Raw genomic sequence first — 15,817 nt, 5'->3', positions numbered from 1 at the left:
AACAACAATGAAGGGGAGACTAATGTCTCCCCTTTTATTGATTAGCTAAGTGGTTAAAGCATTAACGCTTTAGGTAGGCTTGCAGTAACTCACCACCGGTTGCGGCATTTAACGGTTTGAAAATAAACCCTTGAATGCCTTGCTCTTGGCAGGCGTCAACCACATTGCTGTCGGTGACCGAAGAGAGCATTACGATGGGTGTTTGTTTATCCAGCTGGCGCATTTGGCCCAGTGCTTTGTCGCCATTTAAGCGATTCATTACCACATCCATAAATACAAATTCGGGTTTATGCTCGGTTAATGCGGCTACTGCACTGTCGCCGTCATCTGCTTCAATAACGTTGTTATAACCAATGCCAGCAAGAATGCGCTTCATGGCCTTGCGGATCAATGGGCTGTCATCCACTGTCATAATTAGCGCATTTTTAGCTAAAGTTTCACCGGTGGTGGGTGGAGCAACAATACAAGCGTCAGAATTGAAAACCGCTTCTTCGTAGTCGTTTTGTTGATTAAGCTCGCGTACTAACAAGTTAAAGTAATAGCGGCCAACACCTTCTACATGCACCGGTACTGTAACAATTTGCTGTACGCCTTCTAAGTAACGGCTCATATCGGCTAAATCAAGAGCAACATGGGGGCTGGCAAACTCAAAGCCCAAGTTGTGTTTTTGTAGAATATGGGTAGCCCGACCCACAATGGTATTACCCCATTCTTCAAGGGCTGCAACTAGGTCGTCATCTAAGCTTTCGCTGCTACTTGCTTCTCCTACTAAGGATTGTTGCACTGCTTGACCAATTGCTACGGCGGTTTCTTGATAGTGGTGCATGAGCACCACGCCATCTAGCTGGCCTTGCATGTCAGAACAAACGGCATAACCTTTAAAGCGGAAGTCTTCAACATTATCGATAAATGGTTCATCGGCGCGGCCATCAAGGCCGGTCATTAGCTTAAGGCTCTGTAAAGATTCTTGGATGAAAGGATGAAGAATAATTTTATGAATGGTTTCTACTGTCATAATTTTCCTTTTTAATAGACTTAAGCTGAATTGGCTTACTCTTCCTAGAGTATTTGTCATATCTTTGATAGCGAGAAACCACTCTAGGCAAGAAGCTATAGCGATTCAAGCAGTCTGATCAAATGTGCGATCCCTGACCAATAATGGCGAGGATTGAGTTAATGGAATACAACACAGATTAAGGAATCCCCATGCCACACTGCGTAATAGAATGCCCAGCTGATTTAGCCCGCATAGTCAATTTTGATGTTTTGGTGGAAGCGGTACACGATGCGGCCGATGCTAGTGGCCTGTTTTCAGCTGGCGATGTAAAAGCACGCTTAGTGTTAGCCAACCACTATCGAGTAGGTGGTAAGCGAGCCCCGTATGTACATACCGAAGTGCAAATTCTAAGTGGCCGCAGTGAGCTACAAAAGAAGGCCTTAGCCACTGATATTGCTCGCGCTGTATGTGAATTATTGCCCAGTGTTGACATGATTTCAGTGGAAGTACGTGATATCGCCGTTCAAGCCTATGCTAATCGTGCAAGTTTAACGACCTTGAGTGAGGCGGTGTAAACAGCACAGTTTGGAACATCTATAAGCAAAGTTCTGGCCTTGCGCCAGGCTTTTGATTAGGCTGAATATTCGGCAATAACTGCCGAGAGTTGTTATACCAATCACACTAAGTAAGTGATCAGAAATAACGCAGAAAAAATACTTGATAATAAGGCAGAATTTTTCGATAAGTGGTTATTCTACAATCAAAAATTCTAATGCAGTTATCAAGTATTTTAGCCAGATAGAATGAACAGTTACTTAGTACGGTTGGTATTACCCCTTTAAGTAGGAGCGAAATGCTAAAGCCTAAGCAGCAACATTCGAATCTTGGATTACCAGTAGTGCAAGAACTTAGCGCTACTGCTAAGGCTAGCTTGCAGACAGGTATTCAGCGCTTTTCCGCTCAAGCTACGTATTCCACGCAAGTTCAGCATGATTGTTTAGCGATAGAAGAGCCCTTGCAGCTTTCTTTGCAATGGTTTTGCCAACGCACCAACCAATATCAGCAGCGGCCACTTAGCCTTACCATGCGCACACCTGGTAACGACGTGGCCTTGGTTCTGGGCTTTTTGCAAAGCCAAAATATTATAGAGTCACTAAACGACATCGACGATATTCGCTTTGCTCAAGGAGCTGCGGCTGCGCAAGTTGAAGATTACAATCACCTAGAGATACAACTCAATCGGCAACGACAATTTGACTGGGCGGCACTAGAGCGTAATTTTGCCAGCTATTCGAGTTGTGGTTTGTGTGGCGCGAGTTCTGTTAAGGCCTTGGCTTTAAACCAGCAGCCTGAATTAAACATGCAAGAAGAGTGGCTAGCCGCATCGCTTATTTATCAGTTGCCTAGCTTGCTGCAAGAACATCAACCCTTGTTTAAGCAAAGTGGTGCGGTGCATGGTGTAGGTGTTTGGGCTGATGGCAAGTTCCTTAGTGTTGCCGAAGATATCGGTAGGCACAATGCATTAGATAAAGCGTTAGGCCAATTGCTGTTGGAGTCTCAACAGGCGGCTTGCAGCGTTTTGGTATTAAGTGGTCGAGTGAGTTTTGAGTTAATGCAAAAAGCGCTGATTGCCAATATACCGGTAGTGGTGGCGGTTGGAGCTCCTTCTAGCTTGGCATTATCGGTAGCAAAACAATTTAATATCACCTTAATTGGCTTTACTAAAGACAGCCAATTTAATGTTTATCACGCTCCATGGCGAATAAGTAAAGAGGGTGGGTCCCAGCATGAGTCATAAACCTTATCAAGGTGCTGCCGGAGGTTGGGCTGCCTTAGCTAGCACCGCGAAGCATCTCGTAAAAAGCGAAAATGTCGCTAAAAATCTTAAGAATTTGCTCAATACCAATCAAGACCATGGCTTTGACTGCCCCGGTTGTGCGTGGGGTGAAAAGGGACACAAAGCCACTTTTCGCTTTTGTGAAAATGGCGCAAAAGCAGTTAATTGGGAAGCGTCTTCCAAGCGGGTTGACGCTAGTTTTTTCGCCCAACACTCAGTGCAGTGGCTAGCCAAGCAAAGTGACTACTTTTTGGAGTACCAAGGGCGCCTAGCCGAGCCAGTGGTTTTTGCGCCGGGCAGTGACCATTATCAAGCCATCTCTTGGGATGATGCCTTTAAGTTGATAGCCGAGCACCTACATCAGTTAGTCAGCCCCGACCAAGCCGAATTCTATACCTCAGGGCGAGCTAGCAACGAAGCGGCATTTTTATATCAGTTGTTTGTACGCCGTTATGGCACCAACAATTTTCCTGATTGTTCCAATATGTGCCACGAAGCCAGTGGTCATGCGCTTACTGCCAGTATTGGCATAGGCAAGGGCACGGTTACCATTGAAGACTTTGAGCTGGCCGATGCGATCTTTTTGTTTGGGCAAAACCCCGGTACTAACCATCCTAGAATGCTCGAAACCTTGGCTCACGCCACGCAACGTGGTGCAAAAGTGGTGGCCTTTAATAATCTTAAAGAGCGCGGCTTAGAGCGCTTTGCCAATCCTCAAAAGCCGGTAGAAATGCTGGGTGGAGCTGCCAGCCCAACAACGAGTCACTATTTTACGCCAAAACTTGGCGGCGATATGGCGGCGGTTCGTGGCATAGTAAAAATACTGTTAGAGCGTCATCAACAAGCTTTACGCCATGGTGATAGCGTGTTTAACCAAGCGTTTATTGAGCAGCACTCGCAGGGAATAGAAGCATACTTAATAGAGGTGGAACAAAGCTCTTGGCAGCATATTGAACAGCAATCAGGGCTTAGCCAAGCGCAGCTAGAAAGTGTTGCCGATATTTATCAGCAGTCGGAGCGAGTCATTATCGCTTGGGCGATGGGAATTACCCAGCATAAACACTCGGTGGCAACGATAAACGAAATCACTAACTTACAGTTATTGTTTGGCCAAATAGGTAAAGAGGGGGCCGGTGTTTGTCCGGTGCGTGGTCATTCAAATGTGCAAGGTGACCGGACCATGGGCATTAACGAAAAACCTAACGCAGCATTTTTGAAAAGCATTGAGGATGTGTTTGGCTTTGCCCCACCAAGCAAACCCGGTCACAACGTTGTGCAGGCCATCGAAGCGATGTTAAAGGGCCAGAGCAAAGTGTTTATTGGCTTAGGTGGTAATTTGGTGGCTGCAGCGCCAGATACCGGCCTAAGCGAACAAGCGTTAGCAAACTGTGAGCTTACCGTGAGCATTGCCACCAAGCTTAATCGTACTCATGTAACACCGGGGAAATACTCACTTATTTTGCCTTGCCTTGGCCGCACCGATGTCGACATGCAAGCTGCGGGGCCACAGAAAGTAACTGTTGAAGACTCATTCTCTATGGTGCATGCCTCTGCCGGCTTGGTGGATGAAAGTGCCGATGATATGCGCTCTGAGCCGGCGATTATTGCCGGCATTGCTAACGCCGTATTAGGCGCTTCGCCTATCGACTGGTTAGCTTGTGTGCAAGACTATGACAAGATTCGAGACTATATCGAGCAGACCATTCCAGGTTTTGAGCACTTTAATCAACGAATACAGCGGCCAGGTGGTTTTTACCTAGGCAACAGTGCGCGTCGTAGAGAGTGGAATACCGCGACCGCCAAAGCCCAGTTTATTAGTCATCCTCTGCCAGATGATGTTTTACCCGCCGAAGTGCGTGCATTAAGTGAAGACCAAGTATTGGTGTTGCAAACCTTGCGGTCGCATGACCAATACAACACCACCATTTATGGTTTTGAAGATCGTTATCGTGGCATTTATAACGAACGTAAAGTACTACTGATTAACCCTAAAGACATTCAAGCTTTAGGTTTTACAGAAGGCGCATTGGTGGATATAGAAACGCTCTGGCCTGATACAGTAGAGCGTAAGGTGAGTGGCTTTAAGTTGATTGCCTATGATATTCCTCGGGGTAATGCCGCGGCTTATTTTCCCGAAGCAAACCCTTTGGTGCCGCTAGCTAGCAAAGGGGATTTTAGTGATACGCCAACCTCTAAATCGGTCGCCATTGTGCTAAGTGCATCTAATCAATCTTCAATTGATACTAGGTCTGATTAAGACTCTGCCAATAATTTAGGAGTTTGCTCAGCACTAATTAGTTGTTCAACTTGGTCAATAGGCAAGGGTTTAGCAAAGTAGTAGCCTTGCAGATAATCCACTCCAAGGCTTCGCAGGATATTCATTTGGCTTTGGGTTTCTATGCCTTCAGCCACTACCGAGTAGTTCAGGGCTCTGGCCATGTGCATTACCGCAGTAATAATCGCATAGCCATTGGTATCAATACGCTCCACAAAAGAACGGTCGATTTTAACAATATTTACCGCTAAATCTTGCATGATGGATAGCGAAGAATAACCAGTACCAAAATCGTCAATCGATACTTTTACTCCTTTGTCTTGCAGCGCTTTAATTTGCTCGGCCAATAAACCAATGTCGCTGGTAAATACCGATTCGGTCATTTCGATGTGCAGCAACTCCGGTGCTAACTGACTGCTTTGCAGAGCGGCTTCCACAATGTCTACAAAGTCATCATCTTCTAATTGGGCCACCGATACATTTACGCAAATGGCGATGGGATGGCGCTGCGCCCAACTGCTGGCGGTTTGGCAAGCCTGCTCTAATACCCATTGGCCAATTTTTCGGATCAAACCATATTGCTCAGCAATGCTAATGAACTCATCGGGCGGAATCATCTCATCATTCAAGCGCCAGCGCAGCAGCGCCTCAAAGGAGACTATTTGGCAATCATTAGCGTCTATGATGGGTTGGTAGACCAAATGCAGCTGATCTTTTTCTACTGCTTGGCTTAAACCATCTTTTAACAGTAATTCGCGGTGAATTTGTTTTTCTAGTTGGTCAGAAAAAACGCCAACCGTAGAGGGCAACCGTTTTTTCTGAGCGTACATTGCGGTATCGGCAAGACGAATTAGGCTGTGCTCATTTTGTGAATGCTGCGGATAAAGCGCGATGCCCACCGTAGCACCAACTGACAAACGATTATTGGCAAAGGTATAAGCTGCTGAAAGGGTTTGAATAATCTCTTCTGAGCGGCTTATCGCGAGTGATTCATCGCAATCTTCTATAGCAAGTAAAAACTCATCACCACCCCAGCGACACAGCAGTTGATGATTATGACAAAGGTGTTTTAGGCGCTGCGCGGTATTATTCAATACCTGGTCGCCAGTATCATGGCCAATAGCATCGTTAATCTTTTTAAAGCCATCTAAGTCGATAAACAAAACCGCTAACGACTGTTGCTGTTGTTTGGCTTCTAGTAAGCGAAGCTTTAAGTGCTGCAAAAAGGCAGTGCGATTAAATAAACCGGTGAGGGGGTCTAGGTTCGACAGCTCATAAATGGTGTGGGTACGCCTCTCTACTTTTTCTTCCATATGATGAACCAATACTGCGTTTTGGTTTTTTAGTAACACCGCTTGGGCGGTAAACTCGGCATTTTTTTTAGCAATCACCACCATCACAATGCCAAATAACACTCCCAAAATACCCAGCATTTGGCGCTCGTAGATACCAGAGAACATTAATCCGACTGAGGGCGGAGCTAGCAAAATAAAGGCATAAGCCATAGCGGTGTACTTATGCCCAGCTAACACCGTGGCAGAGCCGCCGGCCATGGCCGAAATAATAATAATATGAGTGCTTAAATCGATATCACCACTTAGTGGATTAGAAATAACTTTGAGAATATAAACCGACCACATTATAGCGGTAATGTTTGCGCCTAATATGAAACGTCGAATGGCTTTTCTACCGTTAAAAGCTTTATGCTGCTCGCGGTGTTTCCATACTCGCCAATCCAGCAATCGGATAAGTAATAAACTTGTCATTACTACCCACCAGGCGTGTTTAAACTGCTGAGTGCCACTAATATTGAAGGCAAAAACTAAAAAGCTGGACGCGATGATCGAGATTACAATGCCAGAAAACGCGTTGTCGTATAACAGGTTGGCTCTATCTCTTTCATTGCTCTGTTCTAATTCATTGTTATTGATAAGAATTTCTCTGCTTAAACCTCGTTGAGTGCACTAGCTCGTTTGATCGGTATCATTGCTTTGGGTGAGCCTTAACAGCTTACGCTTTTGCTTAGTATTGCAGCAAAATCAGAAGAGTTAGTTGCTTGCAATAAAAGCATAGCTAAGGATCTCTAGGATCTACCAGTTCACAAGTGAATTATGTTTGCGAAACATAGAGCTAGCTTACGTTTTAAAGGTTTTATGCTATTTATAGCGCTAAAAAGTGCGGGTAGCTTAGCCGAAACGCACGGTTTATTTGTCTGCAAAATCCCAAATTATTATCACATTTAAAAAAAGCTTATAGTTCATAGCTAATAGCTCAATTTTTGATGCTGAAGAGGCCTGGAAAGGAACCTAGTAAGCAGCCTAAGTTCCTTCTTATTGCTATTACAGATGGAGAGTTAGCCCTTTTGTGCTAGCTCTAATTCATCAATTTGTATTTGTAGATTTAGAGAGTTTTGATTTATCTGCGTAGCGTTATTTTGCAACTTCTCTCCCTCTAACTCGGTACTAGAGGCCTGCGCGCTAATGCTTTCGATACTGCTTGCCATTTCATTTGCAACCACACTTTGTTGGCTCGCTGCAGTGGCGATTTGAGTACTCATTTGGTTTATTTGCTCAACCCCCTCGGTGATTTGAACAAATTTCTCGCGAGATAGACTTACCTTCTCTAAGGCTTGGTTTGCAGAGTTGTTATTGTGGTCGATAGTGCTGGCAGAGCTGCTAATGCCTGAAGAAAGGTGCTCTAACATGGTTTGGATTTCTTTGGTGGCCTCTTGAGAGCGAGCGGCTAGATTACGTACTTCATCTGCTACTACCGCAAATCCACGGCCTTGTTCCCCGGCTCGTGCTGCCTCAATGGCCGCATTTAGTGCTAGCAAATTGGTTTGCTCGGCAATACTGCTAATGGTGTCGGTAATCGAGCTAATTTGCTGGCTCTCTTGAGCAAGGTTTTTAATCTTCTCGGTGGTACTGGCCATTTCACTGGTAAATTGCTGCATGGTGACTAAGGCATCCGCTACGACTTGGTCACCTTCGTCAACGGTTTTACTCAAAAACTGGGTGGTTTCGGCGGTATGTTGTACGTTTTCTCTTACCCCGTCTACGGTTACCGACATTTGATTCATACCGGTTGCTATTTGCGTGGTATGGCTGCTTTGAGTGCGCATGCTTTCCAGTACGTCATTACTGGTTGCAGACAAACTGTCCGCGGTGTTTATCATGGTTTTCACAGATTCAGACACTTGCATAAACATAGCTTTATAGCGGGCTTGAACAATTTTTATCGAAGCTAAGGCTTGTAGCATTTCTAAGTTGCCATCAACTGCAATGGGGCGAGTAAAATCTCCAGCGGCTAAGTCTCGGTTATGCTGTTGAATCAACTGAATTCTTTTATAAACATGCTGATGACTATAAAACCAATAACTAGCCTGCAATATTGCTGCGCCAATTGCTAAGCCACTGAGTAGGCTGCTGTCTGCCATGAAGACAATGGCCAAGGAAAAACACAGTAAAACTAGGCTAAATATGCTGTTAATAGTGCTAATAGAAGTACGTTCGAACAGCGGTGCTTTGGGAATTTTTATACTCGAGTCATTGCGCATTTTAGCGTAAAGCTTTTCGGCATCGCTTACTTGCGCAGCTGTGGGCTCTGAGCGCACCGACTGATAACCCACGGTTTGGCCTTGCTTTACGATGGGAGAAACAAAAGCATCTACCCAATAGTGATCGCCATTCTTACAGCGGTTTTTAACAAATCCCCGCCATGGGTTGCCCGATTTAACGGTGCCCCAAAGGCTTTCAAAGGCAGCGGGCGGCATATCTGGGTGACGCACAATGTTGTGATCTTGACCAATTAGTTCTTCACGGCTGAAGCCGCTTATTGCAACAAACGCGTCGTTTACGTATTTAATTTTACCTTGTAAATCGGTGATGGAAACGAGGTCTTCTTTAGAAGTGAACTTCTGCTCTTGCTTAGTGATGGGTTGATTATTTCTCATCTACCTTCCTTTACCTAACAGGTGGTGTGCCAGCTAATCTAAGTTTGTTATCGACTTCACTTTAGAAATGCTTTAGCTGTGGCGTGATAAAAGTTTGCTTTGTTTGCGGGTTTTATAAGCAAAAGTGTAGCCAGTGATTATATTTACAAAATCAATATTAGAGGTGGGTGTTACTGTCTTGGAGGTGTTATCACGCTTTTAAGCTGTGAAGCTTTACTGTGGGCAGCGAGCTGCATAAATTGAACTAACCAATGGTTTTTGAGCCGAGTATAGTTTTTGTGAATATTAGAAAAGTAGATTTAAACCTATTAGTTTACTTAAATGTGTTGCTCGAAGAGCGCAATGTTTCGCGAGCCGCCAGCAAGCTAGCGCTTACTCAACCTACTATGAGCAATGCACTTAAACGTCTTCGAGAATTATTTGATGATCCTCTACTGGTGCGCACCGCAGAGGGTATGACACCTACCGAAAAAGCCACTAAGTTAAAGCCAGAAATTGTAAGCTTATTAAGCATGGCTGAGAAGATCACCCAGCCCGACAAGGACTTTTCACCGGCCCAAAGCAGCGTTACTTTTCGAATAATGTGTAATGACTACATTGAAGCAACCTTGTTGGCTCCTTTTATTCAAAGTGTGCTTAGTAGCGCGCCTAAAATTAATTTCGATATTTATGCGCCTGGTGATATTCGCTTAGGTGACATGGAAAAAGGCCAGATAGATTTAGCCATTAATCGCTTCACTAGCTTGCCAAAAACCTTTCATCAATCGAGCATTTGGCGCGATAACTTTTGCTGCTTGGTACATAAAGACCATCCTTATGTAGAACACTTAGATTTACCCAGTTATTTAGCGGCTGAGCATGTTTGGTTAAACCGAGCAGGCTGGGGGGCTGAAACAAGCATTGGTAATCAAGCCGCCAGCCAAAAGCTTGGCTGGGTAGATGAAGCCTTGGCGCAGTTAGAACAAGTTCGCAATATTCGGGTGTATACGCGCCATTATGCGCTGGCAGGTTTGTTGGTGGCTCAGCCTCAGCTGGTGGCTACATTGCCGCGTCGACAGGCAATGCTTTATAAAGACAGCCCTGATTTGCGCATAGTAAGGGTGCCTTTTCAAATTGTACCTATCGAGACCAAAATGATTTGGAGCCCCTTGTTACAGCATTCGAAAGCCCACCAATGGTTGCGCCGTTCACTTACTGAGTTTTCAACTACGGTGTTGGATCGCTAGTCTTTATGATTATTGCTAATCGCTACTGTTTTTTGGCAATATTATTGGATTGTTCTCAAAGCTTTACTCTGCGTTAGTATGTTTGATTAAGCCTATGAACTGGCTCTCAAAACGGGTGTGTTGGCTGTGGCAAATTAAACTGGCCAAGTGATGGAGCGAGTACAGGCTTATCCCTTCTATTCAAATGCTTATGCCTTGTTTCTTTGCTTAAATCGTGGCTTAAATTTAATGCTCAAGCAGTGAGACAAGACTATGCGTACCTTTGAAAAATGGCTTAAACCTATCACCCCAAGCAATACTCTCTTGGTAGTAATGTTGAGTAGCGGCTTGTTAGCCTGCAATTCTTCGCAACATGTAAATCAAACCACTTCCACTCAATTAGAGGTGGAGTCTCCAGCACTTGTTTCACTGCAGCCAGCCTTAGCTCAACGCTTAAGTGACGATATGAGTCTGCCGCATCAAATGTTACCAAGTGGGGTGCCCAGCTCTTATGATTGGTCTCATGTTCCTCGGCTTGGTTATGGTAATTACCCTGGTGAATTTAGCGCCTTTTTAACTTGGGGGCAGGCATATTTGGCTGCCGGCAGTGAGCCAGTTGATAATGTTCGAATTCAAATAGCTCACCTTACTAGCTATGTATTAGATAGCGAAGATGGCCTTTGGTACGTGCTGCAATCTTCTGCTGATGTGGATGGTCATTATTACCGTGAAGACTTTGTTGATGATGAAAACAAAATGGCTGACAGGCGCAAAGAAGAGCTTGGCAGTTCGGTAAGCTTAACAGCGGATTACAATTTTCATTTTTGGCCTAAATCTAGTGGACGAAAAACAATTAGTGAGTCGCGTATAGCTGGGGTGATTTCGGTAGTTGCAGCTCGTTTGGTATTAGATGATCCCGAGGGCCCTGATAATCGCGACCAAGCGCAATACCTTATGAGTGTTGGTTCAGATTACTGGCTTGATAAACAAGCGGGTTGGCCACAATGGACCACCAACGGTGATGTAGGCATTGGCAGGTTTAGCCGTATTAATAATGACTGGCAGTGGTTTACCATGCATACCTTGTCGCAGCAGCAGTTAACGGAGGCACTGCCGATATTGCCTGCTCTTTAGATTGTTAGGGTACAATACGGCACGCAATAAGCAGGGGCTCAGTTGTTTGTTCTTCCTAAATTAGCACTGTCGCCAATGTGTAAATTTGAGGGACTAACTTACTACTATTCATGAAATCTATAGTTTGTATTGAAAACTACAATTTCATTTTATTTTGGTGGCGCGCTATCTTGAAGTTGAGGCTTAGTTAAACGAATGACTTAGCCAATAAAACAATAACAAAATACCACCAGAAGGAATTTGACCATGAATACAACACAACAAAGCGGTCAAGGTTACCAACACAAAGACAACCTATTTATTGACGCTCCCCTTGCGACATTTATTGAGCAAAAATTGCTAGGCAATAATACTGCCGACGCGGCTCAGTTTTTTGAAGCGCTGTCTGTCTTGGTAGAAGAATTTGGTGGAACTTACCGTAAACTAAACCAGAGCTGCCAAGAGATGGCCTGTGAGATCCACTTAAAACAGTGCCAAGCCAGCGCTGACAAGCCTAGCACAATCAATATTAGCCATGGCAGCAGCAAAGCCATTTTAGATGAATACAGCTGCGCCATTCCAAGCTGTTTATTGGATGTGTTAACCACAACGGTAATTGCTAACAAGCAAGATATGATGCTATCGCTTAGCACCACCAATCAATCTGAAGCAGAGTTAATGGAAGCTGTGTTTGCTCGCGCTCATTGTTTAATGGGCTTTGATTCTCAACATATAGAAGTGATTCGCCCTGTAGACAATGTGGCTTGTATTGCTCAAGCGCGCAAACGTGCTGAGTACCACGATAGCCAAGCTATGGTCAGCCATGGTTAAGTGATTATAAAAAACGAGGCATTAGCCTCGTTTTTTATTGATGTAACTTTAGTAGCCGAGCAACAAAGTCCAATAGATACGGTAGTTACTACTACTATTCTCTGCGCTAGCACCTCCAAAATCGACATGGTTTGGGTTCATGATGTGGCTACAATGACCAGAGCTATTTAACCAGCCGTTCATCACATCAGCTACAGAGCCATAGCCCGCACCAATGTTCTCTCCAGCCCAGTATTTGTCGTAGCCATGCTTTTTGGCTCGGTCGTTTGAATCAGATCCATCCAAGCCAGTGTGTGAGAAGAAGTTGTTGTTTGCCATGTTGTCAGAATGCTCCTGTGCAGCTAGTTGCAAGGATTGGTGGAATTGCACTGGATTAGTTGCCGCGTAGTAGGTGCTACCGCAGTTGCGGCCGACGCTTCTGGCTTCATTCACTGCAGCAAGTAACTCAGCTGAAACCGTACCAGTTTCGCCGCCATCACCAGGATCGGTTGGGTCTGTCGGATCGCTCGGGTCAGTTGGCGTTTCGCTTTCTTGCCAGTCGTTTAGCTTGGCGTCATCAATGATGAACTCTGTGCCAGCGTCTGGTCCGAAGAAGAACAGCTCAGCACTTTGAATTGCGCCAGTGGCTTGCACAGTAAAATCTGCCGTTAGCTCTTGCCAGCTACTGTTACCAGACACTTGACCTAGCTTATGCCAAGTATGACCAGCATCATCGCGAATCAACAGGCGTGATTCAATCTTGCTAGTTCCAGATACCGTGCGCACTTGGGCGGTTAGCAAATAGCGTTGTCCTGCTTGAACCACGTTGAACACGTCTTGCTTGGGACCGTGATACCACTGGGTACGGTTCTTACTTAGCAGCGCATAGTTGCTGTTGTAAGCGCTGGTGGTAATAGTAGTGGTGGCACTGTAGCCAGACTTCCAATTGGTGGTTTGGCCGCTCTCAAAATCACCATTTTTCAGAAGGTTAGTTTCTGGTTGTGGAGGTTCACTACCGCCGTCGTTATCACCGCCATTGTCACCGCCGCTTCCGTCAACTGGAATGAAGCGGACTTGGTCTAGGCGGGCACCATCTTCGCGAACGTAGAAAGTAATGGTGTTATTGCCTTGAGCGAGCTCTACCTCGAAGGTGTCTGAAACGCCGCGAGAGTTTAGGTCCATCTCTTGGTACTGAGCTTGGTTATGGGTATCCCACAGATGGCGCTCACCGTCATTGATGCTAAACCAGAATGAGTCTGCGGTTGCGGTTGGTGCATAGCTGGTAGCTTTCACGCTGTAGAGCCCAGCTCCGGTAGCGTAAAAGCTTAACTCTGCGCGATTTGCTATTGCAGCGCTGCCTTCGTAGTAGCTGCCGTTGTGGGCCGAATCTATGTAGCTGCCTGCGCTAGCTGCACTGTCATTACCTCGGCGGAAGATGCCATAGAGCTGGGCTTCTTCTGCTTCAATCACAATGGTGCTTGGTTCGCCGCCGGTTTCGCCACCGCCGTTATCTCCGCCACCATTGTCACCACCGCCGTTATCGCCATTATTGCTATCGCCGGTGCGAACTAAGCGGATTTGATCCAAGCGAGTGCCATCTTCACGTGCGTAAACCGTGATGTAGTGCTCGCCGCGGCTCAGGTCAACTTCAATGGTGTCACTAAGGTTACGCGAGTTTATGTCCATCTCGTCGTAACTTGGGGTGCTTAAGGTATCCCACAGGTGGCGAGTACCATTATCAACTTGCAGCCAAAACGAGTCGCTTTGGTTGCTAGAAGAATAAGCAGTGCCTTTTAGGCGATAGATTCCCGATCTTTCGAGGGTAAACTTCAGCTCGGCGCGATGTGTGCTAACGGTATCGTCGTAGTAATTGCCTTGAAAAGCGGTATCGATGTAACCACCTGCACTTGCTGCGGTATCTGAGCCGGTTCTAAACAAACCAAACAAGCTAGCGCTTTCGCCTTCTAAAATGACGTCCTCACTGTTGCCGCCATTATCACCACCGCCGCTGTTGTCGCCACCATTATCACCACCATTATTGGCGGTTGGATACCATGCCGCTAGCTGGGGAGCGACAGCATTAATCGCGTCCACAGCTTCAGCGCCGTTAGCGGTGTTCTTGTCTACACCGCAAGGGTAACCGCGGCAGGTCGATACAGAAGCATCAGAAAACTGACGAACGCGAGTATAGGTGCTAAAGGCTTGAGGGTAGCCCATAATGGTACTAAATGAGCGGTCAACCCCGTAGCCTGTGCCGTAGTCATATACACCTCCTAAGCTGTTTTGCTTACGCGAATGACCAAGTCCCATGTTGTGGCCAAGCTCATGAGCAAAGGTAAGTGAGTCACAACCTGAGCTGCCACCAACAAAGTTATAGGCCCAATCTTTGAAATAGCCATCAAAGCGCCCATTGGAACCAGTGCCTACATAGCCTAAGCCGCAAGTACTGTTGCTGGGCATAGTGAGTAGGGTAACGATGTCGGCACCATGCTCAGAGCGTAAGTTTTTTACATTTTGGTCTTGGCGAAATTGATTTAGCGCGTCGCCACTCATCGCAGTAGCGCCCGCTTTGTTGTACTCGCTGCTATGCACCAAGCGCACTTCAATGTCCATGCCGCTAGTTTGATAGGCAGTGTTTGTGGTGCTGATTAAGTGGCTAATATAAGTGTCGATAGCACCATTTTGTTCGGCCTTTACCCCAGGGGTATAAAGCACCATCACATCAACAGTATGCGTAGCTTGTGCAACGGCAGAGCCGAGCAAGCCAGCGAGGCAAATTCCTAGCTTTGCTTTAGTTTTGTTCGTTCCTTGAAACATGTTGTGGTTTTCTCTTATTTGGTTTGTAGTGAATTAATTAACGGGTGGTTTGGGTGCTTTCACTGGTTCTGGCAGTAACTCATCGGAGTGATCCCAGCTACGCAGTGAGCTCATTTCCCGGCTAGATATGACCCAAGCTTCACCGCCGTGCCCTTGGACAAAGTAGGTCTCATAGGGGGTGTCAATGGTGGCGTATAGCGCGCCTTGGCCCGAGGTAAGCGTGACCCGATAGTTCTCGCCGTTTCCGGTATCAAAATGAGAGGTAATGTCCTTTCCGCCGTGCTCTAGGGGAACCACACTGACGACTTCGGTGACGAAGTTTTGGTCCAGTTGTGGGACTGGGATGTCAAGTTGATCGCCAACCCGCAAATCTTGCACCTTGAAATTTGAATACTCTACAAAATGGCGCTCGGCGCCGTCTTTGAGCAGCTCTTCAAACTGGGCTGGCACTTCTGGCAATTCGTTCCAAGCGCGAGCATGTGTTGCGCGCGGTAAGTCACCGGCTACGTTTTCCTCATCGCTTGCTGCTTGAAGTGCAGTCTGCTGTTTTTCTGCGTTGGCCGGCTGAGGCGTAATAGTCTTGCTCTGTTGAGCAAGTAGAGTGCTGCCTTCGCTTGGCTTTGTTTGCTCAGTTTTAGGGCTGGCTGATTTTTGCTGAGGCGTCGGTGGAGCTAAGGCTTGCTCTAAGTCTTGTTGTGGGTCATCACTATTTAGGCCGTATATGGCAGCTAGGCTCGCGGTTAGCAAAGCAAGTGCGCCTAAGGGGGCTGTCTTTTTCATGTCATTCTCTTGTATTAAATACAAATAAAGC

The 15,817-nt window shown here is 46.0% G+C and carries 11 protein-coding genes; 6 read left to right on the top strand and 5 right to left on the bottom strand.

From position 1 onward, the window contains the following. Positions 1-61: 61 nt before the first annotated feature. Entirely contained in the window at positions 62-1,015 is a 954-nt protein-coding gene (locus OAG1_RS16935; protein ID WP_338622112.1) for a response regulator, read from the bottom strand. Between the two features lie 191 nt (positions 1,016-1,206). Here OAG1_RS16935 and OAG1_RS16930 point away from each other — a divergent pair, with 191 nt between their 5' ends. The 3 genes from OAG1_RS16930 (at position 1,207) to OAG1_RS16920 (ending at position 5,091) form a co-directional block, all read left to right on the top strand. Beyond that, entirely contained in the window at positions 1,207-1,572 is a 366-nt protein-coding gene (locus OAG1_RS16930) for a 5-carboxymethyl-2-hydroxymuconate Delta-isomerase (protein WP_338622111.1), read from the top strand. A 278-nt stretch (positions 1,573-1,850) separates the two neighbouring features. Then, positions 1,851-2,795, top strand: coding sequence for a formate dehydrogenase accessory sulfurtransferase FdhD (locus OAG1_RS16925; protein WP_338622110.1), 945 nt, complete (start codon positions 1,851-1,853; stop codon positions 2,793-2,795). Then, the gene (locus tag OAG1_RS16920; RefSeq protein WP_338622109.1) at positions 2,785-5,091 is read left to right on the top strand and encodes an FdhF/YdeP family oxidoreductase; all 2,307 of its coding nucleotides are present in this window, start codon (positions 2,785-2,787) and stop codon (positions 5,089-5,091) included. Before OAG1_RS16925 ends, OAG1_RS16920 begins: the two co-directional genes overlap by 11 nt. Here OAG1_RS16920 and OAG1_RS16915 read toward each other — a convergent pair. Together OAG1_RS16915 and OAG1_RS16910 are read right to left on the bottom strand one after the other, a co-directional pair. Next, positions 5,088-6,875, bottom strand: a complete 1,788-nt coding sequence (locus OAG1_RS16915; RefSeq protein WP_338622108.1) for an EAL domain-containing protein — start codon at positions 6,873-6,875, stop codon at positions 5,088-5,090. The genes OAG1_RS16920 and OAG1_RS16915 overlap by 4 nt on opposite strands. A gap of 587 nt (positions 6,876-7,462) precedes the next feature. Continuing rightward, positions 7,463-9,061, bottom strand: a complete 1,599-nt coding sequence (locus OAG1_RS16910; RefSeq protein WP_016400419.1) for a PAS domain-containing methyl-accepting chemotaxis protein — start codon at positions 9,059-9,061, stop codon at positions 7,463-7,465. Positions 9,062-9,339: 278 nt separating this feature from the next. Here OAG1_RS16910 and OAG1_RS16905 point away from each other — a divergent pair, with 278 nt between their 5' ends. From OAG1_RS16905 to OAG1_RS16895, 3 genes are all read left to right on the top strand, one after another. Beyond that, complete coding sequence (locus OAG1_RS16905; RefSeq protein WP_249483570.1) at positions 9,340-10,287, top strand: LysR family transcriptional regulator; 948 nt, start codon at positions 9,340-9,342, stop codon at positions 10,285-10,287. Positions 10,288-10,539: 252 nt separating this feature from the next. Beyond that, the gene (locus OAG1_RS16900) at positions 10,540-11,400 is read left to right on the top strand and encodes a hypothetical protein (protein ID WP_338622107.1); all 861 of its coding nucleotides are present in this window, start codon (positions 10,540-10,542) and stop codon (positions 11,398-11,400) included. Between the two features lie 246 nt (positions 11,401-11,646). Then, entirely contained in the window at positions 11,647-12,210 is a 564-nt protein-coding gene (locus tag OAG1_RS16895) for a hypothetical protein (RefSeq protein ID WP_338622106.1), read from the top strand. Positions 12,211-12,258: 48 nt separating this feature from the next. On the opposite strand, the gene OAG1_RS16890 is transcribed toward OAG1_RS16895, so the two are convergent. Beyond that, the gene (locus tag OAG1_RS16890) at positions 12,259-15,006 is read right to left on the bottom strand and encodes a M12 family metallo-peptidase (protein ID WP_338622105.1); all 2,748 of its coding nucleotides are present in this window, start codon (positions 15,004-15,006) and stop codon (positions 12,259-12,261) included. Positions 15,007-15,039: 33 nt separating this feature from the next. Continuing rightward, entirely contained in the window at positions 15,040-15,786 is a 747-nt protein-coding gene (locus tag OAG1_RS16885) for a hypothetical protein (protein WP_338622104.1), read from the bottom strand. Between the last annotated feature and the right edge of the window lie 31 nt (positions 15,787-15,817).

The organism is Agarivorans sp. OAG1 (genome assembly GCF_037076485.1).
GTDB classification, from domain to species: domain Bacteria; phylum Pseudomonadota; class Gammaproteobacteria; order Enterobacterales; family Celerinatantimonadaceae; genus Agarivorans; species Agarivorans albus.
The sequence above is the reverse complement of the archived record's forward strand: the minus strand, read 5'-3'. Positions and strand labels throughout refer to the sequence as shown.

Excerpts from the sequence above, each read along its gene's own strand:
- OAG1_RS16935 (WP_338622112.1), bottom strand. The coding sequence starts at position 1,015 with ATGACAGTAGAAACCATTCATAAAATTATTCTTCATCCTTTCATCCAA.
- OAG1_RS16930 (WP_338622111.1), top strand. The coding sequence starts at position 1,207 with ATGCCACACTGCGTAATAGAATGCCCAGCTGATTTAGCCCGCATAGTC.
- OAG1_RS16925 (WP_338622110.1), top strand. The coding sequence starts at position 1,851 with ATGCTAAAGCCTAAGCAGCAACATTCGAATCTTGGATTACCAGTAGTG.
- OAG1_RS16920 (WP_338622109.1), top strand. The coding sequence starts at position 2,785 with ATGAGTCATAAACCTTATCAAGGTGCTGCCGGAGGTTGGGCTGCCTTA.
- OAG1_RS16915 (WP_338622108.1), bottom strand. The coding sequence starts at position 6,875 with ATGACAAGTTTATTACTTATCCGATTGCTGGATTGGCGAGTATGGAAA.
- OAG1_RS16910 (WP_016400419.1), bottom strand. The coding sequence starts at position 9,061 with ATGAGAAATAATCAACCCATCACTAAGCAAGAGCAGAAGTTCACTTCT.
- OAG1_RS16900 (WP_338622107.1), top strand. The coding sequence starts at position 10,540 with ATGCGTACCTTTGAAAAATGGCTTAAACCTATCACCCCAAGCAATACT.
- OAG1_RS16895 (WP_338622106.1), top strand. The coding sequence starts at position 11,647 with ATGAATACAACACAACAAAGCGGTCAAGGTTACCAACACAAAGACAAC.
- OAG1_RS16890 (WP_338622105.1), bottom strand. The coding sequence starts at position 15,006 with ATGTTTCAAGGAACGAACAAAACTAAAGCAAAGCTAGGAATTTGCCTC.
- OAG1_RS16885 (WP_338622104.1), bottom strand. The coding sequence starts at position 15,786 with ATGAAAAAGACAGCCCCCTTAGGCGCACTTGCTTTGCTAACCGCGAGC.